The 23145-nt window shown below is 35.7% G+C and carries 24 protein-coding genes and 1 other annotated feature; of the genes, 7 read left to right on the top strand and 17 right to left on the bottom strand.

What is annotated here, in order from left to right:
- The first annotated feature begins 51 nt into the window (after window positions 1-51).
- From AC3G7N_RS06525 to sigK, 7 genes are all read left to right on the top strand, one after another.
- Entirely contained in the window at window positions 52-2388 is a 2337-nt protein-coding gene (locus AC3G7N_RS06525; protein WP_489421344.1) for a Na+/H+ antiporter subunit A, read from the top strand.
- Complete coding sequence (locus AC3G7N_RS06520; RefSeq protein ID WP_489421343.1) at window positions 2389-2727, top strand: Na(+)/H(+) antiporter subunit C; 339 nt, start codon at window positions 2389-2391, stop codon at window positions 2725-2727. It begins immediately after the preceding gene.
- Window positions 2720-4201 carry a Na+/H+ antiporter subunit D gene (locus AC3G7N_RS06515; RefSeq protein WP_489421342.1) on the top strand — a complete coding sequence of 494 codons (1482 nt, stop codon included), beginning with the start codon at window positions 2720-2722 and terminating at the stop codon, window positions 4199-4201. Before AC3G7N_RS06520 ends, AC3G7N_RS06515 begins: the two co-directional genes overlap by 8 nt.
- A 6-nt stretch (window positions 4202-4207) precedes the next feature.
- Window positions 4208-4684, top strand: coding sequence for a Na+/H+ antiporter subunit E (locus AC3G7N_RS06510; RefSeq protein ID WP_489421341.1), 477 nt, complete (start codon window positions 4208-4210; stop codon window positions 4682-4684).
- Window positions 4681-4992 carry a Na(+)/H(+) antiporter subunit F1 gene (locus tag AC3G7N_RS06505; RefSeq protein ID WP_489421340.1) on the top strand — a complete coding sequence of 104 codons (312 nt, stop codon included), beginning with the start codon at window positions 4681-4683 and terminating at the stop codon, window positions 4990-4992. Before AC3G7N_RS06510 ends, AC3G7N_RS06505 begins: the two co-directional genes overlap by 4 nt.
- The gene (gene mnhG, locus AC3G7N_RS06500) at window positions 4973-5359 is read left to right on the top strand and encodes a monovalent cation/H(+) antiporter subunit G (protein WP_489421339.1); all 387 of its coding nucleotides are present in this window, start codon (window positions 4973-4975) and stop codon (window positions 5357-5359) included. The genes AC3G7N_RS06505 and mnhG overlap by 20 nt, the downstream gene beginning before the upstream one ends.
- A gap of 125 nt (window positions 5360-5484) precedes the next feature.
- Entirely contained in the window at window positions 5485-6201 is a 717-nt protein-coding gene (sigK, locus tag AC3G7N_RS06495) for an RNA polymerase sporulation sigma factor SigK (RefSeq protein ID WP_489421338.1), read from the top strand.
- 125 nt (window positions 6202-6326) lie between these two features.
- Here the strand turns inward: sigK and mtnN are convergent, their stop codons facing one another.
- From mtnN to cymR, 17 genes are all read right to left on the bottom strand, one after another.
- Complete coding sequence (mtnN, locus tag AC3G7N_RS06490; protein WP_489421337.1) at window positions 6327-7016, bottom strand: 5'-methylthioadenosine/S-adenosylhomocysteine nucleosidase; 690 nt, start codon at window positions 7014-7016, stop codon at window positions 6327-6329.
- A gap of 34 nt (window positions 7017-7050) precedes the next feature.
- Window positions 7051-7770, bottom strand: coding sequence for a YrrS family protein (locus AC3G7N_RS06485; RefSeq protein ID WP_489421336.1), 720 nt, complete (start codon window positions 7768-7770; stop codon window positions 7051-7053).
- Window positions 7771-7910: 140 nt separating this feature from the next.
- Entirely contained in the window at window positions 7911-8387 is a 477-nt protein-coding gene (gene greA, locus AC3G7N_RS06480) for a transcription elongation factor GreA (protein ID WP_489421335.1), read from the bottom strand.
- A gap of 404 nt (window positions 8388-8791) precedes the next feature.
- On the bottom strand, window positions 8792-9430 hold the full coding sequence (gene udk, locus AC3G7N_RS06475; RefSeq protein ID WP_489421334.1) for a uridine kinase: 639 nt from the start codon (window positions 9428-9430) through the stop codon (window positions 8792-8794).
- A 23-nt stretch (window positions 9431-9453) separates the two neighbouring features.
- Window positions 9454-10092, bottom strand: a complete 639-nt coding sequence (locus AC3G7N_RS06470; protein WP_489421333.1) for an O-methyltransferase — start codon at window positions 10090-10092, stop codon at window positions 9454-9456.
- A gap of 115 nt (window positions 10093-10207) precedes the next feature.
- The gene (gene mltG / locus AC3G7N_RS06465) at window positions 10208-11326 is read right to left on the bottom strand and encodes an endolytic transglycosylase MltG (RefSeq protein ID WP_489421332.1); all 1119 of its coding nucleotides are present in this window, start codon (window positions 11324-11326) and stop codon (window positions 10208-10210) included.
- 156 nt (window positions 11327-11482) lie between these two features.
- The gene (locus AC3G7N_RS06460; protein ID WP_489421331.1) at window positions 11483-11770 is read right to left on the bottom strand and encodes a DUF1292 domain-containing protein; all 288 of its coding nucleotides are present in this window, start codon (window positions 11768-11770) and stop codon (window positions 11483-11485) included.
- A gap of 15 nt (window positions 11771-11785) precedes the next feature.
- Entirely contained in the window at window positions 11786-12199 is a 414-nt protein-coding gene (ruvX, locus tag AC3G7N_RS06455; RefSeq protein WP_489421330.1) for a Holliday junction resolvase RuvX, read from the bottom strand.
- 5 nt (window positions 12200-12204) lie between these two features.
- Window positions 12205-12468, bottom strand: coding sequence for an IreB family regulatory phosphoprotein (locus AC3G7N_RS06450; protein WP_489421329.1), 264 nt, complete (start codon window positions 12466-12468; stop codon window positions 12205-12207).
- Between the two features lie 95 nt (window positions 12469-12563).
- Entirely contained in the window at window positions 12564-15206 is a 2643-nt protein-coding gene (gene alaS / locus AC3G7N_RS06445) for an alanine--tRNA ligase (RefSeq protein WP_489421328.1), read from the bottom strand.
- Window positions 15207-15301: 95 nt separating this feature from the next.
- Window positions 15302-15518 (bottom strand) — a binding site (T-box leader).
- A gap of 135 nt (window positions 15519-15653) precedes the next feature.
- Entirely contained in the window at window positions 15654-16745 is a 1092-nt protein-coding gene (locus AC3G7N_RS06440) for an AI-2E family transporter (RefSeq protein ID WP_489421327.1), read from the bottom strand.
- 49 nt (window positions 16746-16794) lie between these two features.
- Entirely contained in the window at window positions 16795-16983 is a 189-nt protein-coding gene (locus AC3G7N_RS06435) for a YrzR-like zinc ribbon domain (protein WP_489421326.1), read from the bottom strand.
- Window positions 16984-17059: 76 nt separating this feature from the next.
- Window positions 17060-19390 carry an SF1B family DNA helicase RecD2 gene (recD2, locus tag AC3G7N_RS06430; RefSeq protein WP_489421325.1) on the bottom strand — a complete coding sequence of 777 codons (2331 nt, stop codon included), beginning with the start codon at window positions 19388-19390 and terminating at the stop codon, window positions 17060-17062.
- A gap of 18 nt (window positions 19391-19408) precedes the next feature.
- Window positions 19409-20068, bottom strand: a complete 660-nt coding sequence (locus AC3G7N_RS06425; protein WP_489421487.1) for a tetratricopeptide repeat protein — start codon at window positions 20066-20068, stop codon at window positions 19409-19411.
- Window positions 20069-20205: 137 nt separating this feature from the next.
- Window positions 20206-21318: a tRNA 2-thiouridine(34) synthase MnmA gene (gene mnmA / locus AC3G7N_RS06420; RefSeq protein WP_489421324.1), complete on the bottom strand. Its 1113-nt coding sequence runs from the start codon at window positions 21316-21318 to the stop codon at window positions 20206-20208.
- Between the two features lie 15 nt (window positions 21319-21333).
- Window positions 21334-22479: a cysteine desulfurase family protein gene (locus tag AC3G7N_RS06415; RefSeq protein ID WP_489421323.1), complete on the bottom strand. Its 1146-nt coding sequence runs from the start codon at window positions 22477-22479 to the stop codon at window positions 21334-21336.
- Between the two features lie 198 nt (window positions 22480-22677).
- The gene (cymR, locus tag AC3G7N_RS06410) at window positions 22678-23097 is read right to left on the bottom strand and encodes a cysteine metabolism transcriptional regulator CymR (protein ID WP_489421322.1); all 420 of its coding nucleotides are present in this window, start codon (window positions 23095-23097) and stop codon (window positions 22678-22680) included.
- Window positions 23098-23145 lie beyond the last annotated feature (48 nt).

Below are 23145 nucleotides of genomic sequence, written 5' to 3'. Positions count from 1 at the left end.
ATCTCTTGCAACTAAAAATCACATATACTTTTCAAGGAGGAATCCAATTAGATGATTTTTGCAGTTTTACTTCCACTTCTAATTGCCTGCTTAATTCCATTCTTAAGCAAAATCAAACATAAAATACATACAGGAATATTTGTTTTTTTTGTTCCTTTCGTAATCTTTCTTTACTTTATCCAGTTTCTTGGTTCAACCTTTTCACCCGTCAGACAAACATACTACTGGATACCTTCCTTATCCATCAATTTAGACTTTTACTTAGATGGGTTAAGTCTACTATTTGTATTATTAATAAGCGGAATCGGTGCATTAGTTGTCCTCTACTCTATCTATTACTTAGATAAAACAGAACGGTTAGGGCATTTTTATGTCTATTTAATTTTGTTTATGGCGGGAATGCTTGGTGTTGTCCTATCAGATAACGTTTTTGTTATGTATACGTTTTGGGAGCTAACTTCTATATCCTCTTTTCTATTAATTGGTTATTGGCATTTTAATGAACGTTCCCGCTATGGTGCGCTTAAATCTATGCTTATTACTATTTTCGGTGGATTAAGTATGTTTGGTGGATTCATTCTATTATCTGTCATTACAGATACAACAAGTATCCAGGCAATGATTGATCAAAAGGATATTATTTTAGAAAGTTCCTACCTTCCATTAATACTAGGGTTTATATTACTCGGTGCATTTACCAAGTCTGCTCAATTCCCATTCCATATTTGGTTACCAGACGCGATGGAAGCACCAACTCCAGTTAGTGCTTATCTTCATTCAGCTACCATGGTAAAAGCTGGTTTATTTCTTGTAGCCCGGTTTTCACCGATTTTTGCGGGCTATGAATGGTTCTTTATCATTGTAAGTATCGCAGGTATCGTTACGTTATGCTGGGGCTCTTATATGGCCGTCAAACAGACCGATTTGAAAGCCATACTTGCATTTTCCACAATCAGTCAGCTAGGTATGATCATGGCTATGCTCGGTTTCGGTACCAAAGTTGCAGTATTTGCGGCTGTATTCCATATTCTAAATCATGCAACATTTAAAGGTAGCTTGTTCATGGTAGCAGGTATTGTTGATCATGAGACAGGGACGCGTGATATTCGTAAATTGGGCGGTTTACTGACATTTATGCCAATTACAGCTACGTTAGCATTATTTGGTACATTTTCAATGGCTGGTGTTCCCCTACCATTTTTAAATGGATTTTATAGTAAAGAGTTATTTTTCGAATCTAGTCTCGGTTTAAATGAAAATGTCGGTGCGTTTGCTATTTTTCTAATTGATATCATTCCTGCGCTAGCCGTTTTTGGTAGTATATTTACATTTGTCTATTCGATGTACTTCTTTTTTGGAGTTTTTGCAGGTAGGAAAAAAGAAAAGAGTCTACCTAAAAAGCCTCACGAAGCTCCAATAGGTATGTTGCTTTCACCCATCATCCTAGTAGCACTAGTTATTATCATTGGACTATTTCCTAACTTAGTAAATGGAACCTTTTTAGCGCATGCGGCTGAAGCAATCAAGGGTGAGTCAATTGAAAAACATGTTAAATACTGGCATGGATGGAATTCCCCTGCATTTATCATGTCCTTAATTGTGGTAGGAGTTGGAACACTATTATTTCTTACACGTAAAAAGTGGAGTAGCGTTTACCGTTTCCTTCCTGGTAAACTAAGCTTAAATAAAGCTTACGATGCCATTGTTGACAGATTTGAAGTTTATGGCAATAACATTACAGGCTTCTATATGAACGGTTCACTGAGACTTTATGTAGCCATAATTTTAAGTACTACTGTGATCGCCACCTTTACTATAATGGCATTAACAGGTGGATTGACAATACAATTTGATAATCTCGCAACTGTTACTGTTATAGAAGTTTCTGTAGTAGTAGTTATGATTGTAGCAGCACTTGGTACCATTGTTGCCAAAAATAATATAGCGGCAATTCTTATCTTAGGTGTGGTTGGATACGGGGTCTCAATTCTGTTTGTTATTTATCGAGCACCAGATTTAGCGTTAACACAGCTAGTTATTGAAACGGTAACTGTAGCATTATTCCTATTATGCTTTTTCCACTTACCAAAATTGCAAGCTATTAAAGAATCCAAGAAAACAAAATTAGTTAATGTCATTATTTCTCTAGGGTTTGGTTTAATGCTGACATTGATTGGAATTTCCGCTCACAGTAGTAATTGGTTTGACTCTATTGCAGATTACTTTATAAAAACTTCACACTCACTTGGTGGAGGGGATAACGTTGTTAACGTAATATTAGTAGATATGCGTGGGCTTGATACATTGTTTGAAATTACCGTTTTAGGTATAGCAGCACTGGCAATTTATAGTCTAGTTAAAATAAAGCGAAAAAAGGAGGCGGAGTAAATGGAAATAATCATTTGTATTCTTGCTGGATTATTGTTCGCTGCAGGTATTTACAACCTCCTTCAAAAGCAATTATTACGGATTATCATTGGGACTGCCCTTCTATCCCACGGAGCGCATTTATTTATATTAACGATGGGAAAATTAAAACGTGGAAATGCTCCAATTTTAGAAGAAGGGGTTACAGATTACACTGATCCATTGCCACAGGCGTTAATTTTAACATCCATTGTAATCAGCTTTGGTATTACGAGTCTACTTTTGGCGTTAGCATATAGAGCCGCGAATGATAATGAAACAGATAACATGGATCAATTAAGGGGTAACGAAAATGAGTAATTTAGCAGTTTTGCCAATCATCATTCCATTATTAGCTGGTATGATCCTGGCCTTTTTCCCAAAAAAAGTAAATTTAGTAAGAACATTGACTAAGGTTTTTTCCATTACTAGTTTATCAGTAGTGACATATATTACCTGGCAAGTTGTTACTACTGGTCCGATTATACTGGAAACAGGTAATTGGCCTGCTCCATACGGTATTATTCTTGTTGCAGATCCGTTGGCAATTATTCTTGTTTTGACAACGAATATTATCTTAACGGCCTGTGCTTTCTATGCACCACATTCCATGACCTTAAAACAAGAACAACATTATTTTTACTCGTTTATGTTCTTTTTAATAACTGGTGTTTCAGGTGCTTTTTTAACAGGAGACCTATTTAACCTATTCGTATTTTTTGAAGTGCTTTTAATGGCTTCCTATGCCTTGATCGTTTTAGGTGGAGGTAAGGTACAACTTCGCGAATCCATTAAATATGTAATAATTAACCTTTTCTCTTCTATATTATTTGTAACAGCAGTCGCATTTTTATATGGTGTTGTTGGCACAGTAAATATGGCTCACATTGCTGAGCGTGTCCAGGAAGTGGATCAAAAAGGAATACTAACTGCAATTGGGATTTTATTCTTTTTCGTTTTTGCTACGAAGGCTGCTTTGTTTCCATTGTATTACTGGATGCCGAAGTCATACGTCGTACCAAATCCAGTTGTTTCAGCTTTATTTGGTGCACTACTAACAAAAGTAGGTATTTATTCCATACTACGAGTTTTTTCATTAATATTTGTTTACAAACTCGACCTTACACATGAAACATTTATTTGGATCGCTGGTCTATCAATGATATTTGGTATACTAGGTGCCTTATCAACAAATAATGTAAAGCTCATTATTGCATATAACATCATTCCCGCCATCGGCTTTATCATTATGGGTATCGGTGTATTTAATCAAGATGCGATGAGTGGATCAGTCTATTATCTTCTACATGATATGCTCATCAAATGTGCTTTATTTCTGATAGTCGGCGCAATTGCTTATGTAGCTGGAACATCTGACTTACGAAAAATGGGTGGTCTAATCCATTACTATCCTGTACTTGGATGGCTATTATTTGTTGCAGCATTTATCCTTGCTGGTATCCCACCATTTAGCGGGTTTATAGGCAAATTACTATTATTAAAGGGCGCTCTGGCTGATGATGAAATTGCCATAGTTATTATTGCCTTGCTATCCAGCTTATTGATTTTATATTCTATTATGAAGATCTTTATCAAGGGATTTTGGGGTGAGAAAAATCCGGCATACGAAGTGGATAGAAAATCTACAAAAGGATTAATTGGACCCATTATCTTTTTATTATCATTTTCTGTTATTCTAGGAATAGGTGCAGAGTTCGTTTATCCTACAGTTGAAGATATTTCAACTTACTTACTTGATCCTGACGTATATATTGATGCTGTATTAAAGGAGTAAATTACTATGACATTTCAGATTGTTATTAATTTAATGGTTGCAGTAATGTGGATGTTTTTACAGGAAACGTATACTACCGCAAGCTTTATTGGCGGATATATTCTTGGAATCATATTGCTTTTATTACTGAACAGGTTCATTCCTGATTCATTTTATTTGAAACGATTTTTCAAAACCATCCAGCTTATTCTTCTGTTTTGTAAAGAACTAATTTCGGCTAATATGGATATTGTTAAATTAGTTTATAAACCGAAGCTTGATATTGAACCTGGTATATTCGCGATGCCAACAACATTAAAGAGTAATTGGGAAATTACCTTACTGGCTAATCTAATCTCATTAACACCCGGTACATTAACTGTCGCTATATCAGATGACAATACACATCTTTATATACATGCAATGGATATAGATGACATCGATGAAGCAATTGCTGAAATCAAAAACACGTTTGAAAAAGCAATAATGGAGGTTACAAGATGAATGAACTTCTAACTCTTTCAGAAAATATACTTGAGATCTCAACCATATTATCTGCGGTAGGTATTGCGATTTCACTGGTGTTGCTTCTATATCGAATTATAGTCGGGCCTTCTAATGCAGATCGTGCTGTTGCACTTGATACAATTGGAATGGGTCTAATGGGACTTGCAGCATTGCTAGCAATCATACGTAGTTCTACTAATTTTAACGATGTTATCTTGTTAATTGGAATTCTGTTATTTATCGGTACGTTAGCTATTGCCAAATTTCTTGAAAAGGGTGTTATCATTGATCGAAACTTGGACTAATATCATCCTAAACATTATTATTAGCTTATTTATTCTTTCAGGTTCGTTTTTTCTTTTATCCAGTTCAATAGGTGTTGTACGGTTCCCAGATATTTTCACTCGCCTACATGCTGCAACAAAAGCATCGACACTGGGTATTGCTGGCATTTTAATTGGTTCATTTTTATATTTATATGTTTCCCATTCGATTGTAAGTGGTAAATTGCTATTGGCTATTTTCTTCACTTTACTGACTGCTCCAGTTTCTGGGCATATGATCTCTAGAGCCGCACACCGAAATGAGATAAAACCTGTAACAAATAAACAAAGGGATGAATATGAAGAAGCAATCCAAAAAAGTATAAAAGAAGCAGCTAGGAAAAAGTGACTTGAATGATAAGTCACTTTTTTTATTTTCACCTTCTTACATAGGACATACACAAAAGTACATCTTCGTTCATATAGATGAGTTATAGGCCTTTGCCTAGCAGAAACTCTCAGGAGGTGTATAATTTGTCGAGTATTTTAAGCGTTCTTGCTTTATTAATAAAAGAAACGCTCTTTTTTGTATCCTATGTGAAAAATCATGCTTTTCCACAGCCTCTTCCTCCAGAAGATGAAGCCAAGTACATTAAGGAAATGCAAACCGGAGACGAAAATGCTAGGAATAAGCTAATTGAACATAATCTTCGCTTGGTTGCCCATATCGTTAAGAAATTCGAAAATACTGGTGAAGACATGGAAGATTTAATTTCAATCGGAACAATCGGTTTGATTAAGGGGATTGAGAGCTATTCACCAGATAAAGGAACAAAGTTAGCTACCTATGCAGCTCGGTGTATAGAGAATGAAATTTTGATGCATTTACGAGCTTTGAAAAAGGTCAAAAAAGATGTTTCCTTACATGATCCCATTGGGCAAGATAAAGAAGGAAATGAAATAAGCTTAATCGACATCTTAGAATCAGAATCAGAGGATGTAATTGAATATATTCAATTACATATGGAACTCGACAAGATGAAAAAATACTTTTCTATCTTAGATGAACGAGAACGAGAAGTAATTATTTATCGTTATGGCCTAAATAATTATCAGGAAATGACACAACGAGAAATTGCTAAAAAATTAAATATATCAAGAAGCTATGTGTCACGTATAGAAAAACGCGCCTTAATGAAGGTATTCCATGAATACTTTAAACAAGAAAACCCAAATAGAAAAAAAGGATAATCAAGCTTGATTGCCCTCTAATATATATAACGCACCAAGAAGAAAATTAATGTGCGCATATTAAAAAAATCCCTCCGACGTGGATTGGTCCATGTTGGAGGGATTTCTATCAAGTGACTAACTAGTTAAAGGTCTTTGATCATTTTCATTATTAAGTTAGCTGCGTTTTTTGCTGCTGTTTCTATAAATGCATCAAATGATATGGAGGATTCTTTACCTGCTATATCAGAAAGTGCTCGGATAATGACAAATGGCTTATCATATTGAAAACAAACCTGCGCTACTGCAGCTGCCTCCATCTCTGCTGCAATCATGCTAGGAAACTTTACCTTTATTCGTTGTACATGAACAGGATCAGCCATGAATGTGTCTGCTGTTGCAATGATACCTTCCCGTGAAGCAACATTAAGCGATTTAACTGCAGTAGTAGCCAATGAAATAAGTCTTGAATCTGCCGGAAACATCGCAGGCATTCCTGGAACCTGTCCATATGCATAGTCAAATGCTGTAACATCCACATCATGGTGAACAACTTGAGAAGACACAACAATATCCCCAATTTCTAATTCTTGTGCGAATCCTCCAGCAGATCCTGTATTGATAACATAATCCGGATTAAACCGCTCATGAAGAATAGTGGTTGCCATTGCTGCATTAACTTTCCCAATCCCTGACTTTAATATAACGATTTCTTTTTCATTTATCTTTCCCGTTACAAATAAACAACTTGCAATTGTTTGCTCTTTTTTCTCTGACATATTTTCTATTAGGAGAGCTACCTCTTCGTCCATAGCCCCAATTATTCCGATTGTCATTGATATGCCTCCGCTTTTTAAGTAAACTATATAGTTAGTCATAAGGATTTTCTTTTAATACTTTTACGATTGTTGGTTTCCAACCTTCGTCTTCAATCCAAGTAAGATTTACCTGATATATAATCTCCTGCGACTGATCTGTAACAGTTCCTATTACTTTTTGGTCGCCACCATTCTCAATCATCTCCGTTACCATATTTCCCTCTTGTAGACCTGTAGCTACACGTATTGCTTTTTCCATTTCTTTCCAGTCCTGAGTCTTTGTATCAAATTGAGTGGTATGTGGACCTTCTTGTTCTGTTCCAATAGGTTCCCAATCTGCAGTGTATGCCTCCTTGACGTTTGCATCATCAGTTATTTCTACTGTTTCTTTCTTTACATCGTTATCATCCGATTTTTCCTCTGTTTCATTTTCATCATCTGTTGTAGCGTTTTGCTCATCTTCTGCATTAGGATCATCAGAGTTTGTGCTATCATCATTCGTTGATTCACTATTTTCATCAGATTTAGATGTCTTGTCATCATTTTTTTCTTCTTTTGTAGCTTCATCGCTATCTCCACCAGTGTTCTGTTCACTCGATGATTCGGTAGATGATTGTCCACTTTCTGTTTCTTCATTTCCACCAAAGAGAAATAGACCAAGCAATAGAATAATTAATATACTGCCTACAATTAGAAAAAGAGAAATAGACTTGGTATTTTTTCGCCTTTTTTCAAATTTATCTACCCTAGAATTTTTATTAGAATCTTTCATATTACATTCCCTCCCTCACGCATGCTATTATAATACCATATTTTATAATTTATTTAATACGCAAAGTTAAGAATGAATCTTATTGACTATTTTTTTAGAAATAGAAAAAGCGAGATAGCTTTATCTCGCCTAGAGTTATATTAATTTACACGAACAATTTTAACTTGGATATCTCCACCAGGTGTTACTACCGTTAATTCTGCACCTTTCTGATGGCCTAAAAGGCTTCTTGCCATAGGAGAATCATTTGAAATTTTACCATCAAATGGATCAGCTTCTGCACTACCTACAATTGTATATGTCTCTTCTTCTCCACTTGGTAACTCCTGAAATGTCACAGATTTGCCAAGTGAAACGATATCTGGGTTATCATTATCATTTTCTATAATTACCGCACTACGAATCATTTTTTCCACTTGGGAAATACGCGATTCTACAAAGGCCTGGTCATCTTTTGCTGCATCATATTCTGAATTCTCGGATAGGTCCCCAAAATCACGAGCCACTTTTATTCGTTCTACTACCTCTTGTCTGCGTTCTGTTTTTAAATGATGTAATTCTTTCTCTAATTTCGATTTTCCCTCTTCAGTCATATAATAGCTTTTTTCTACAGCCATTAAAAAACACTCCTTTTTATCTACAATAAGAAATAACATATAAAAATAAGCAGCACTGGATTGTGCGCCCGGTAAAATAAATATGTTCTAATCTTAATATGCCAGATTTTATTTAAATTTTCAATACTTTTCCACAAAATAGTACCATCGCCCATTCGCCTAGTGACCTTCAGGCGCCTCCATACGATAAGATCAACATCGAATCACTTATGTCTTCGTGTTTCCTTTATCTCATACGGATAGATGTTCGATTAAAAACCGCTACTTTGCGCGGCAACATCGAACTGCCTAAGTTGCGTGGGCACAGGACAAGGAAAGCTTCCCCGAAATTCATCGCACGAAGAAAAAGCGGGTTTCTTTTACGAGGACATGCCGAGCTTTTATTCAGGTGCTTGCGCTTTCCACTATTGTTTTGAATGATTTTTTGCTAATATGTTTTCAATTTTAGTAGCCATTATATCAATAGCTACATGATTTTGTCCACCTTCAGGTATGATAATATCCGCATACCGCTTTGTTGGCTCAACAAATTGTAAATGCATTGGACGTACATTATTTACATATTGGTCTATCACGGAGTCTAGAGACCTTCCCCGTTCCTTAATATCGCGCATCATTCTTCGTATAATTCGAATGTCAGCATCGGTATCAACAAAAACCTTTATGTCCATCAAATCGACTAATCGTGGATCCTCTAAGATTAAAATTCCTTCTAAAATGATGACTTCTTTTGGTTCCACCACTATGGATTCCTTTGAACGTGTGTGTATTTTATAATCATAAATCGGCTTTTCAATCGATTCCTTATTCATTAAGTCCTTTAAATGATCAATTAAAAGATCGTTGTCAAATGCCAACGGATGGTCATAATTTGTATTTAGTCGTTCTTCAAAAGGTAAATGAGATTGATCTTTATAATAATAGTCTTGTTCAATCACAAGAATAGTTTTATCAGAGAATCGTTTACATATGGACCGTGTAACTGTGGTTTTACCACTTCCACTACCTCCAGCCACTCCAATAACTACTGGCTTGTCTCGCATATTCTTGTGCACTCCTTTAGGGCTTATAGTTTTATGCTAATGGCTATTCCATCACCAATCGGAACAATAGTTGTATGAAAGTCCTCATTGTTTATTAACCACTGATTATAATCTTTAATTTTGTTTGCGATTTTTGTGAGTCGTGGATTATCGTTGCTAGGATTCGCAACATACCCTTTGAATAATACATTATCAGAAATAATTAATCCACCTTTTCGAATGGAGGAACTATATAATTCAAAAAATCGTTTGTATTGACCTTTGGCTGCATCAATAAACATGAAATCAAATGAGAATTGACTAGTTATTTCTCCAGCAACTTCAAGCGCATCACCAAATATCACGTTAATTTGTTCTGTTTTATCCTGTGATTTAATTACATCCAACGCATGCTTAAAACGTTCTGCATCACGTTCTATAGATATTATGGAAGCATTTGAATTTGCTTGAAGCATTCGTAAAGCCGAATAACCAATTGCAGTGCCTATTTCCAAAATATGCGTCGGTTTGTGAATTCGAATAATCTGTTGCAAAAATTGCATACTTACTGGATCCATGATCGGTACATGGTTCTTTTTTGCATATAATTCCAATCGGTTTACCCATTCTTCATTTACTGGAATCATTCCTTGTAGATACTTGTTCAATACTTCGTCATTCATTGTTATTACTCCTTCCTCAGGCAGTTGACAAAAAAACGGGAAATGTGAATTCTCATCCACACTTCCAAATTTATTACGTCCACATCTAGTCCAAAAGCACTTTTGTTTTTGTAATTTAGTTTATATACGCTTCTTTTAACTGCAAATGCTTTTCATATGTTTCTGAGTAATGAATGTTTCCTTTACTATCATGGAGGAAAAATAGATTTTTGGATTCCTCTGGATTAAGAGCTGCTTTTAAGGAATTCTCAGCAAAATTTGAAATAGGTCCTATTGGCAATTCTGTGATTTGATAAGTATTGTAAGGGGATTCTACTTCTAAATCTTTTAATAATACCTTTTCCTTGTGACCTCCTAGAGCATATAATACAGTTGGATCTGTTTGCAATGGCATACCATCTTCTAGACGATTGTAAAAAACACCAGCAATTTTCTTACGTTGTTCAAATGTCTTCGCTTCATTTTCCAATAAAGACGCCATCGTTAATGCTTCATGAATGGTAAGATTCTGTGCCGATATATCATCCAAATATGGTGTAACTACTGCTTCAGTTTTACCTAACATTTTTTCGATAACAGCCTCTACATTAGGTTTTTCCTCATAAAAATTATAGGTGGCAGCAAATAAATATCCTTCTAAAGGAGTACGAATATCTGGATTCAAAATTTCCTTCGTTAAAATTGATGGATGTTCATCAATTAATGATTCTACATAATCCACATTATTCACTTTTTCTAAGAAGTCCTCTTTACTAAACGATAATTTCCCGGAAAAAATTTCTGCCATTTGATTAATTGTTTTACCCTCTGGAATTGTAACACTATATTTTGCCTCTTCTAAAACCTTCCCGCTTTTTAGTGATTCTATTATTTCATCTAATGTCATGGAAGGAGAAAATGTATAACTACCTGCTTGAAAATTTGATTCATTATTAAATTTTATGTAAAAGCGAAACACACGTGCATCCTTAATAATTCCTTGGTTTTCTAAGATAGACGCTATATCAGATGTAGAAGAACCCATTGGGACTTCAACTTTAAGTTCTTTTTTACTATCAGGATTTACTGGTTGAAGTGCAGATTTCACATACATATAGCCAGAAATTCCCCCTACTAGGAGAATCAAAATTAACGATATAATTACAATCGTTACAATTTTACGAACGGTTTTTGCATCTTCACTACGCTTTATTAAGTTGTCCGTATAACTGCCTGGTTCTTTCTTCTTGAACATAAACTAACTCCTCTCATCCGCTATATTATACTAAAAACTAGATAGAATATCTATGATTAAAAGCGAATTAGGTATTTTAATGACGAGAAATGTGAACATAAAAAAACCGATGTCCAAAAGACACCAGTTTTTTACATTAAACGTCAAACTAAAACCTTACTGTTCCGTTTCCTCGTCTGCAAGGGTATTTAACATTTCTTCTACCATTTCCCATTCCTCGTCGGATTCAATTGGGAATAGAGACAAATCATTATCATCAGCATCTTTTTCTTCATAACGAAAAGCATACACTTCTACTTCTTCGTCATCTTTCTGCTCTACTGGTACTACTGCAATATACGATTGTTCTGTTTCATCAGCATCAAATGTAAATAACACCTCAAATAAATGTTCTTCTCCATTTTCATCTGGAATTACAATGCGTTCTTTTTCATCTAGTGCCATTCCGTCACTCCTTCATTATTTTTTATCTAAATAACCTTGTAATATCATTACAGCTGCCATTTTATCAATAACTTTTTTTCTTTTTTTTCTACTCATATCTGCTTCTAGAAGAACTCGTTCTGCAGCTACTGTTGTAAGTCGTTCATCCCATAAGGTTGCTGGGATTTTATGGGTCTTTTCCACATGTTTAGCGTATGCGATAGATGCTTCTCCACGTTCACCTATATCCCCATTCATATGTTTTGGTAAGCCAATCACTACCTTTTCAGCTTCATGCTTCTCAATGATTGCTTTCAATTCCGCGTCAGCCGATTTTCGATCATTCTCATTCCATTTGATAGTCGTGATGCCTTGTGCTGTCCAGCCTAGTGCATCGCTAACAGCAACACCTATCGTTTTTGAACCAACATCTAATCCTATTATTTTCATTTACACTATTCCTCTTGATGATCTAAATAAAATTTAACCAATTCTTCAATTAACTCATCTCTTTCAAGCTTACGAATTAAATTTCGCGCATCATTGTATCTTGGTATATACGCAGGGTCACCAGATAATAAATAACCCACAATTTGATTGATCGGATTGTACCCTTTTTCTTTAAGTGCCTCGTGGACTGTGAACAAAATTTCCTTGATATCCTGATCAAACGGTTCTTCCGAAAAATTAAATTTCATTGTCTTATCAATAGAGCTCATAGTGACACCTCATTCCAAGTTTTGGCTTCTTCAATCATCTTAACATGTTTGTAATTATTATTATATCATTTTTTACTACCATAAATACGTAGTAGCTAGTTTTTCAACGTTTCTTTTATATAGGTAGTAGCATAAGTTAAAGCATCATTGATTTTACTTGGATCCTTTCCACCTGCTTGGGCCATATCTGGACGTCCACCACCGCCTCCACCACAAAGCTGTGCAGCTCCTTTAATTAGATTGCCTGCATGTAGACCTTTTTCAATTAAATCTTTTGATACACCTGAAGCTAATTGGACTTTACCATCGTTGTCCGTAGCTAATAGGATCATACCAGTCCCAAGCTTCTGTTTTATATCGTCTACCATTCCACGCAATTGATTCATATCTTTCACATTCACTTTTTCTGCTAATAAAGGAACAGAATTAACGATCTTCACTTGCTCTAGGATTGATGATGCTTCAAGATTGGATAGTTTTGCACGTAAAGATTCGTTTTCTTTATGCAATACCTTTACGTCCTTAAACAATCCCTCAATTTTTTCAGGTACTTTTTCTTGATTCGTTTTTAATAAATGTCCTGTCGTTTTTAGTATATCCATTTTTTCATTGATAAAATGGTAGGCATGTTTACTAGAAACTGCTTCAATACGACGTGTTCCTGCACCAATTCCGGTTTCATTCATGATTTTAAACAATCCAATTTCAGCCGTATTACCTACATGACATCCACCACAAAGCTCTATACTATAATCGCTAACTTGAACAACACGAACAACATCTCCGTATTTTTCACCGAATAATGCCATTGCACCCATTTCTTTTGCTTCTGCAATTTTTTTACTTTCAATCATAAGTGGTAGCGACAACCAGATTTTTTCATTTACTTTTGTTTCGATTTGCTTTATTTCTTCACCCGAAATAGAACCAAAATGGGAAAAGTCAAAGCGTAGTCTATCAGGTGTCACTAGTGATCCTGCTTGTTTAACATGATTACCCAGTACATCCTTTAATGCCTGATGTAGCAAGTGTGTAGCCGTGTGATTTTTAATAACAGCATTGCGGAAATTACGATCTACAGATGCTGATACATGCTCTCCAAACTTGAAGCTTCCCTCTTTCACTACAACACGATGAATATGTTGTCCCTTAGGTGCCTTTTGAACATCTTTTACATACATAGAAGCACTTTCAGTATAAATCCACCCTTTATCTGCAACCTGTCCACCACTCTCTGCATAGAATGGAGTTTCTTTTAAAAACACAAAAGCCTCATCCAAAGCCTGCAAAGAATCAGTAAATTCTTCTCCTATAATTAGTTGCGAAATGCTGGTTTGTGTTTCTAGCTGGTTATAGCCTACAAAGTCACTTGCGTGATCGACCTTGCTTAAGACCTCATCTTGGACATGCATGGAATCCACCTTTTGTCGTGCACTTCGAGCACGATCACGTTGATCCTGCATTTCTTTTTCGAAAGCCTGCTCATCAATGGAAAAGCCCTCTTCTTCTATATATTCCTCTGTTAATTCCTTAGGAAAACCATAGGTATCATATAAGCGGAAAACTTCTTTACCTGGAAAGACTTTACTCCCTTTTTCTTTCTCTTCTTTCATAATATGATGAAGCATCTCTAATCCATCATGCAATGTTTCATGAAAACGTTCTTCTTCTAATTTCACAATTCTTTCAATGTGTTTCTGTTGATTTAAAACTTCTGGATAGAAATCTTTCATGATGGCGCCCACAATTGAAACTAACTTATACATGAATGGCTTTTCAATACCAATTTGTTTTGCAAAACGAACTGCGCGACGTAATAGTCTACGTAAAACATAGCCGCGTCCTTCGTTTGAAGGAATTGCATTATCCCCAATAGCAAACGTGACAGTGCGAATGTGATCGGCAATTACCTTAAAAGCAGTATCACTTTCACTTTTTGAACCATACGATACATTTGCAAATACTTCAATTTCTTTAATGATTGGCATAAATAAATCTGTTTCAAAGTTTGTAGGGGTATCCTGAATAGCACAGACCATACGTTCCAGACCCATACCTGTATCAATATTTTTCTTTGGTAATGGTGTGTATGTGTCATCCGGATTGTGATTAAACTGTGAAAATACTAAATTCCATATTTCGAGATATCGGTCATTTTCGCCGCCTGGATACAACTCCGGGTCATTTGGATCATTGCCATATTTCGCACCCCGGTCATAGAAAATTTCTGTATTCGGCCCACTTGGTCCCTCTCCAATATCCCAAAAGTTTTCTTCTAAACGTATAATTCGTTCTTCTGGTATCTGAATATCCTTTAACCAGATATCAAATGCTTCATCGTCTTCTGGATGGACGGTTACCGCTAAAAGCTCCGGATCAAATCCTATCCATTTATCACTCGTTAAGAATTCCCAACCCCATTCAATTGCTTCTTTTTTAAAGTAATCACCAATTGAAAAGTTTCCAAGCATTTCAAAGAATGTATGGTGACGTGCCGTAAAACCAACATTTTCAATATCGTTTGTTCGAATTGACTTTTGTGCATTTACTAGTCGTGGATTTTCCGGTATTACGCGCCCATCAAAGTATTTTTTCAATGTAGCAACACCACTATTAATCCATAACAATGTTGGATCCTCATTTGGAACTAGTGACGCACTTGGCTCCACACGATGTCCTTTTTCTTTAAAGAAGTCGATAAACATTTGTCTTACGTCAGCAGATGATAATTGTTTCATAACTTTTGTCCTCCTAAATATGCTTTTAAATTAGACCCAGCTACATGGGTTATTGGTACCTATTTTCAAATAAAAAAATCTCATCTCTGCAAATTTGCAGGGACGAGATTTTATCGCGGTACCACCCTAATTATGAACAACACCAATCAATTGTTCATCACTTAATCATGGTAACGGTTTGAAACCGATGGGTATTAACCATACTCCAGTCTAGCTTTCCATGACTCTGTCAGGTAGGATTTCTCTCAGCCAAATGAAAATCCCTCTCTTATAAATAGAGCACCATGTACTTAGAACCTTCAACATTTTGTTATATAACTAAAAATAAGATTATATTAGAAAAACTCGTCATTGCCTTGTCTTAACAGCGAATGGAGGAGCTCTTCTTATACTTATATCCTTAGAATATTTTAATTTAATTAAGTATAAATAATATCCATTTATATGTCAATCAGAAGTATTTTTCGTGGTAAGTTGTCTAGTTTCAGCGCCTCGAACTTGCTTTACAATTTCATTGATAATCGTTAGTAATGGAACTGCTAGTAACAAACCTATCACACCACCAACTTGTCCACCAACGAGAAGTGCAAAAATAATAGCTATTGGATGGATATGTATGCTTTTCCCAACAATGTAAGGGGAGAGTAAATTGCTTTCAATTAGTTGAATAACAAAAACAGTTAACAATACAAAGATGGCAAGCTTAGTCGACACAGTTAACGCGATTGCAAGTGCTGGTAATGCGCCGATAATTGGGCCAAAGTAAGGAATAAAGTTAGTAAATCCCATAATAATTGCCAACACCAAAGCATATTTGAGATCTAGAAAATAATAGCTTGTAAACGTCGCAATACTCACAAAGAGACTTACAAGCAATTGCCCACGTATATAATTTCCCAGGCTTTTATCAATTGAATATAATATTTCATGTGCTCGGTGATGATATTTTGATGGAATCCATTTTTTTAACCACTTTTTAATCCGCTTCGTATCTTTTAAAAAGTAAAAAACGAGTACTGGTATCACTGTAACTACAACAATAATATCAAATATTTTTGTAATAGAGTTTATAATTTTCGAGACTAAATTTCCCATTCTCGCCTCTATCTGCTGAAATAAGGTGTCCATCTTATCATGAACTGTTTCAGGTAAAAAGGCTGTTGACTCATAAATGTGATAAATCCATTCTTTATAGGTTGAAATAAATTGCGGCAATTGATCGCTTAACTCTGTTAATTGACGAAGAAAAAGTGGATAAATACGATTAATTGCAAAGATTATCCCTCCGAAGAATAACACGTAAATTATTAGGATTGCTAATCCTCTTGGAATGTTAAACGAGTGAATCTTTTGCACAACTGGATAGAGCAAATATGCAATAAATAGGGAAAAGAAGAAAGGGAGAAAAACACTCCACAAAAAGGAAAAAACAGTTCCATAAAAAGGGAACAGTTTTACAAAAAGATAAACTAATAAGAATATCAAAATACCTATTATTAGCCAATATAAAATATGTAAGGGATTTTTTTCTTTAAACATGAATGGCGCTCCTTAGTTTTAAAGATAAGTTACGAATTAAAACTGAACCTCACCACTGTACTTTTCGTTCTTCATCCGTAAATAAATCATTTAATGAACTGAGCGATCCATCTGACTCAATTTGATGAATTTTCACTTCCTCATTTACTACCGTTATTTCAATAAAGCAGTTCCAACAGTAATATTGCTGAGAGCCTATTTTCCCTAGATCTTTTCGATTGCAATTTGGGCATTCCATAACCTACATAACTCCTTTTAAATAGCTATACATTATTAGGTTATGCTTGCCCAAATAAATCTGAAATATACATATTTTACATAAAATCGTAAGGACTAATCTCTCCTTCAGTAATGTCTTCCGTTACTTTTTCTATTTTGTTTGGTAATCGTTCATGCAATTGGTTTACTAGACTAGTATACCGTTTGTTTGTATCCATTGTATTTACACCTTGTAAAAATGCTTGTGTTTCTCCACAGATAATTAAGGATTGCTTACTTCTCGTTATAGCTGTATATAATAAATTTTTACGTAGCATCCGGTGGTAGGTTGATACTACAGGCAACAAGACAATTGGAAACTCACTTCCTTGTGATTTATGAATGGAAACACAATAAGCATGTGTGATGTTTGTATAATCCTTTCGTTCATACACAACTTCTTTACCTTCATACGTCACAACAATCTGTTCTACATTTTCCTTATTTTCATCCTCGAAAAAGATCGCTACAATTTCTCCAATATCACCGTTTGAGACACCTTCTTCAGGTTTATTCACTAATTGGAGCACTTTATCCCCAACTCGGAATATAGTATCGTATATCTTTACCTCACGTTTGGTTTTCGTTTTAGGATTTACTAATGTTTGCAGTGTTTTATTAATAATTGTTATTCCTGCTTGTGAGCGATACATTGGCGCTAAAACCTGTATATCTTTCAGATCAATACCCTTCTTTTCTGCATGGGAAAATACTTTGGTAATCACATCAATCATATGAAATTCATTACACTTAAGAAAGCTAAAATCCTTATCGTTTTGAAGAGTCTCATTTGTACATGCGTTATTTTTAATGGTATGAGCTAATTGAATAATCTTGGATCCTTCTTTTTGTCTATACACTTCGTTAAGACTAACTAAGGGAATTGATTGACTTGCTAATAAGTCAGTGAGCACCTGGCCAGGCCCGACGGAAGGAAGTTGGTCCTCATCACCAACTAGTAGGACTTGCATATCATCTGGAATTGCTTTAAACAAACTATTGGCAAGCCAAATATCTACCATAGAAAACTCGTCAACAATTAGAAACTTGCCTGACAATGGCTCGTTTTGATCTTTATCAAACCCACTATTTCCATCCCAACCGAGTAGTCGATGAATAGTAACTGCTGGTAGTCCGGTCGATTCATTTAATCGTTTAGCTGCCCGACCAGTTGGTGCAGTCAAAACGAATGGATAATCGGATTTTTTCTCATAATCCTTTGGGTCAATAGAAACATTGTGGATTGCCGCATATGCATCTACTATTCCTTTAATAACGGTAGTTTTCCCTGTACCAGGTCCACCGGTTACAATCATTAATTTAGCGTGTAATGATTGATTAATAGCATTGAATTGTTCTTTTCCGTAGCTTAACGTTTCAGTTTCTTCAATATCGCCAATAATTTTCATCATTTCTGCCAATGTTGTCTCGTGTTCGATAGGCTTGGTAATTAACCGTTTCACGTGCGAAGCAAATCCGTCTTCAGCATAATATAAAGAAGGTAAATAAACGTTTCCATTCTGGATGATCATCGTTTTATCTGTGTTTAACGATTCCAATCGACTTTTAACCGTTTCCTCATCCAGTTCACCACCCATTTTCCCCAGTAATAGAATAACATTTGTAATACATTCTTCTACTGGCAAGTATACATTGCCTTCCTGTACACTTTTTTGCATGACAAAGATACACCCTGCACCTATTCGGTTCGGGTGAGTCAGTGATAGTCCATTTAGTCCGGCAATTTCATCCGCTTTTTGAAATCCAAATCCTTCAACATCAAATACATATTGATAGGGATCCTTCTGAAGCACTTCAATCGATTCATCCTTATAAACTTGATATATTTTCTGAGCAATCTTCAAGCCAATCCCAAACTTCGCTAAGTATACAACTACATGCTCAAAGCCTTCATTTTCTTGTAATGTTTTTACTAAGTGCTCGGCTTTATCAGGTTTCAATCCTTGAACACTTTTTAGCACATCTGGATTTGTCAGTATTTGCGATATTGCATTTTCACCTAAATGCTCAATTATTTTAGCAGCTGTTTTTTTACCAATTCCGTAAAATAAATCACTCGACAAATAAGCGATTAATCCATCTGTTGTATCTGGTATATCTGATTCATAAGAAGTAACCTGATACTGAAGGCCAAATTTAGTGTGTCGTTCCATTTGACCATAAAAGATATAATTTTTTGCTTCCTGAAGATTAGAAAAATGGCCCTTTACAACAATTTCTTTATCCTGTATCTCTTCATTCGTATCAAGCACTTTTATTTTTGCAATCGAAAAATGCTCTGTAGCATTATGAAAAATGGTGTACAGAAGCTCTCCTTTAATATATTTTTGTACATCAAGTTCTCTCGATTGCGTGGTATGTTCCATCAAAACAACCTCACTATCTTACTTTTTGTTTTGGTCAAGTAATATTTGTATTTGCTCTTTACCATTAGACGCAAGTTCATGACCCGGTTGAATAGTCAATGCTGTATCAAAATGTGTCATAGCAATATCTATTTGCTCATTATATAAGGCAATAACTCCTAGATTGTAATGTGCATCACTATGTTCACTGTCCAATGTTAAGACGTGCTCGAATGCATCTTTTGCCTCTTTTAAGTGATCACTCTGAGCCAACGATATGGCATATTGAAAAGCAATTTCCCCGTCCTTTGGTTCGAGTTCCGTCGCTCGCAAGAGATATGGTAATGCTAGCTTCATTTGTTCCTGGCTTTGCAACGTCATACCAAGCATGTAGTATACATCGCCTTCCTCTAAACCTAACTCAATTGCCTTTTGAAAATTCGCTTGTGCCTTAGCATAAACAGACTCCTCTAAATACACATTACCTAATCCATAATATGCTGTTGCAGCATGCTCATCCAGCTCAATTGCTTTTTCAAAAAAACGTTGTGCACGGGAAAGCTCGTGAAGATGAATCAATAAATTACCAAAATTAATATAACCAATTGGGTCATCTGGTTGTTCTTCAATAATTTCAGTGAATAGCTTGGCAGACTCTTCAAATTTTTGTTCTTGCATGAATTCAATTGCTTGTTGCATTTTATCCACTTAAAACACCACACATTTCTTATACTGATTTCCTTAGAATCTCTTTAACCCTTATTCCTTAAACAATAATGTAAATAAAAGAATCCAAATCCATTTATTTAATGGAACTGAGATCCCCTTTTACGATTCTAACCTACATAACTAATGGGCTGATCATTTTTAATCACTTGATCAATTGTACCTCCCCCTAAGCAAACTTCGCCATCATAAAATACGACAGCTTGTCCTGGGGTAATTGATCGTTGTTTATCGTGAAAACTGACATGAACAGTATCATCATCTAATATGGACACTGTCACTTTACTATCTTTTTGACGATAACGGAATTTGGCGGTACAAGTAAACGTTTTACCAAGGTCCTTGGTTGTGATCCAATTCAAATCTGTTGCAACTAAACTTTCTGAATATAAATATTCATTAGTAGATCCTTGTTCCACATATAGAACATTATCTTTTAAGTTTTTCCCAACTACAAACCATGCATCGCCTGATCCGCCTATGCCTAGTCCTTGACGTTGGCCAATTGTGTAATACATAAGGCCTTCATGGCTCCCTTTTACCTCATTCTGTAATGTTTTCATTTTACCTGGCTGTGCTGGCAAGTATTCACTTAAAAATTCTTTAAAATTACGTTCACCAATAAAGCATATGCCCGTACTATCTTTCTTTGTAGCGGTTGCTAATTCATGATCAGCAGCTATTTTTCTCACTTCTTTTTTAGGTAGATGACCTAGTGGAAACATAACCTTTTCTAAAACATCTTGCGAGAGTTGATTTAAAAAGTATGTTTGATCTTTGTTATCATCAACACCACGAAGCATTTCATACTCACCGTTTTGCTGTCTCACTTGTGCATAATGTCCAGTTGCTAAATAATCAGCACCAAGTGAAATCGCATGATCTAAGAATGCTTTAAATTTAATTTCTTTGTTACACATTACATCTGGATTTGGCGTTCTTCCAGTTTTATATTCATCTAAGAAATAAGTAAACACCTTATCCCAATATTGTTTCTCAAAATTCACCGCATAATAAGGAATACCAATTTGATTACACACTCGAACGACATCATCAAAGTCTTCCGTTGCCGTACAAAAACCAGTTTCATCTGTATCATCCCAATTTTTCATAAAAATACCTACAACATCATATCCTTGTTCTTTTAACAATAATGCCGCAACGGATGAGTCAACTCCCCCACTCATTCCTACAACGACTCGTATATCTTTATTACTTTTCATTATTTTCACCACCTATTATAAAGAGGTTAACCGCATAACAATAGAAGCAATTCGTTCAGCTGCTTCCACAATCTCCTCTTTTTTATTATGAAGTCCAAAGCTAAACCGAATCGAATTGGTTGTACGATGATTATCCGTTCCATACATCTCGCTCAGCACGTGTGACGGCTCTATTGAGCCAGCAGTACACGCGCTTCCACTTGATGCTGCTATTCCGGACAAATCAAAGTTTGTTAACAATGCCTCCACATTTGTCCCCGGAAAACTTATATTGATAATGGAAGGGATTGCATCAGATAGCTCACCATTTATTTCGAATTTAACTCCAGCTTGTTCTAATGTTTTTAAAAATAATTTTTTATAGCCTGTATATGTTTCTATTCGCTCCTCTTTCTGATCCATCAATAATTGAACAGCATGTTGAAAGCCTACTACACTAACGACATTTTCTGTTCCTGGACGCCGTTTACGCTCTTGTTCTCCACCAAATTGCAATGTGCTAACTTGTACATTTTTATTTATATATAAAAATCCGATTCCCTTTGGCCCATTTACTTTGTGAGAGCTCACTGTCAACAAGTCAATGTGATCTTTTTCTACATCTATTGTTAATTGACTATAAGCTTGTACTGCATCTGTGTGAAAATAGGCTTGATGCTCGCTTAAGAGTTCGCCAACTTCCTGTATGGGTTGAACAATTCCCGTTTCATTATTAACAGTCATAATAGAAACGACAGTAGTTTTGTCTGTTAATGCATTCCGTAAATCCACAACAGATATTTTACCATCTTCGTAAACAGGTAAATACGTAACCTCAAATCCGTTGTCTTCTAAATGTTCAGCTGCATGGAGGACAGCATGATGTTCCTGAACGGTTGTGATAATGTGATTCCCTTTTTGTTTATTTGCTAGTGCAGTTCCGATAAGCGCCAGATTATCTGCCTCAGTCCCTCCACTAGTTAAAACAATTTCTTTTTCATCTGCGTGTATACTCTTGGCAAATACCTGTCGTGCTTGATCTATTACGTGGCGAGCTTTTCTACCAAACGCATGCACACTTGATGGGTTTCCAAACACCTCAGAATAAACTGGTACCATTGCGTCTATCACTTCTTTGGCCATCGGAGTGGTAGCAGCATGATCCAAGTAAATGTGATTCATGGTAAACATTTCCCTTCTAGTACGTGTTCAAAAAGGTGCCAAATTAGAAACAAGAAGTTCAAGGCGGCGAGTCCCTGAGACCGGATAGTAGAAGTTCCTCTGTATTACTGCTACATGAGGACCGGAAAGACAAGCCAACGAAGAAATACGTAGTTTATCATTTGGTGTCTTTTTTGAACATGCTTTTCTATCCACTTACTAAATATAAAACATATATGATTCTGGATACTGATCATTATCATGATGCAGTAAATCCTCTAGTGTTGTGGTATCTAATACATCTTTTACAGCGTCACGGATACGTAACCACAAAGCTTGTTTAGCTGCATCTTCCTCTTCAATACCTTCAACAGGCGTAATTGGTCCCTCTAAAACTCGAATAATGTCCCCTGCAGTTATTTCCTTCGGCTCAGCTGCCAACATATAGCCGCCATATGCCCCGCGGACACTTTTCACTAAACGAGCATTTCTGAGTGGTGAAGCTAACTGTTCTAAATAATGTTCCGATAAATCTTTTTCACGTGCTATTGATTTAAGTGATACAGGTCCTTTTCCATAATGTTTCGCAAGTTCAATCATAATGGTAAGACCATATCGTCCTTTTGTAGAAATCTTCATGTATTACACCTCTATTGGTATTGTACTACTTTTTTTTATAGATAGAAA

The sequence above is a fragment of the Virgibacillus carmonensis genome (assembly GCF_057836705.1).
The sequence above is the reverse complement of the archived record's forward strand: the minus strand, read 5'-3'. Positions and strand labels throughout refer to the sequence as shown.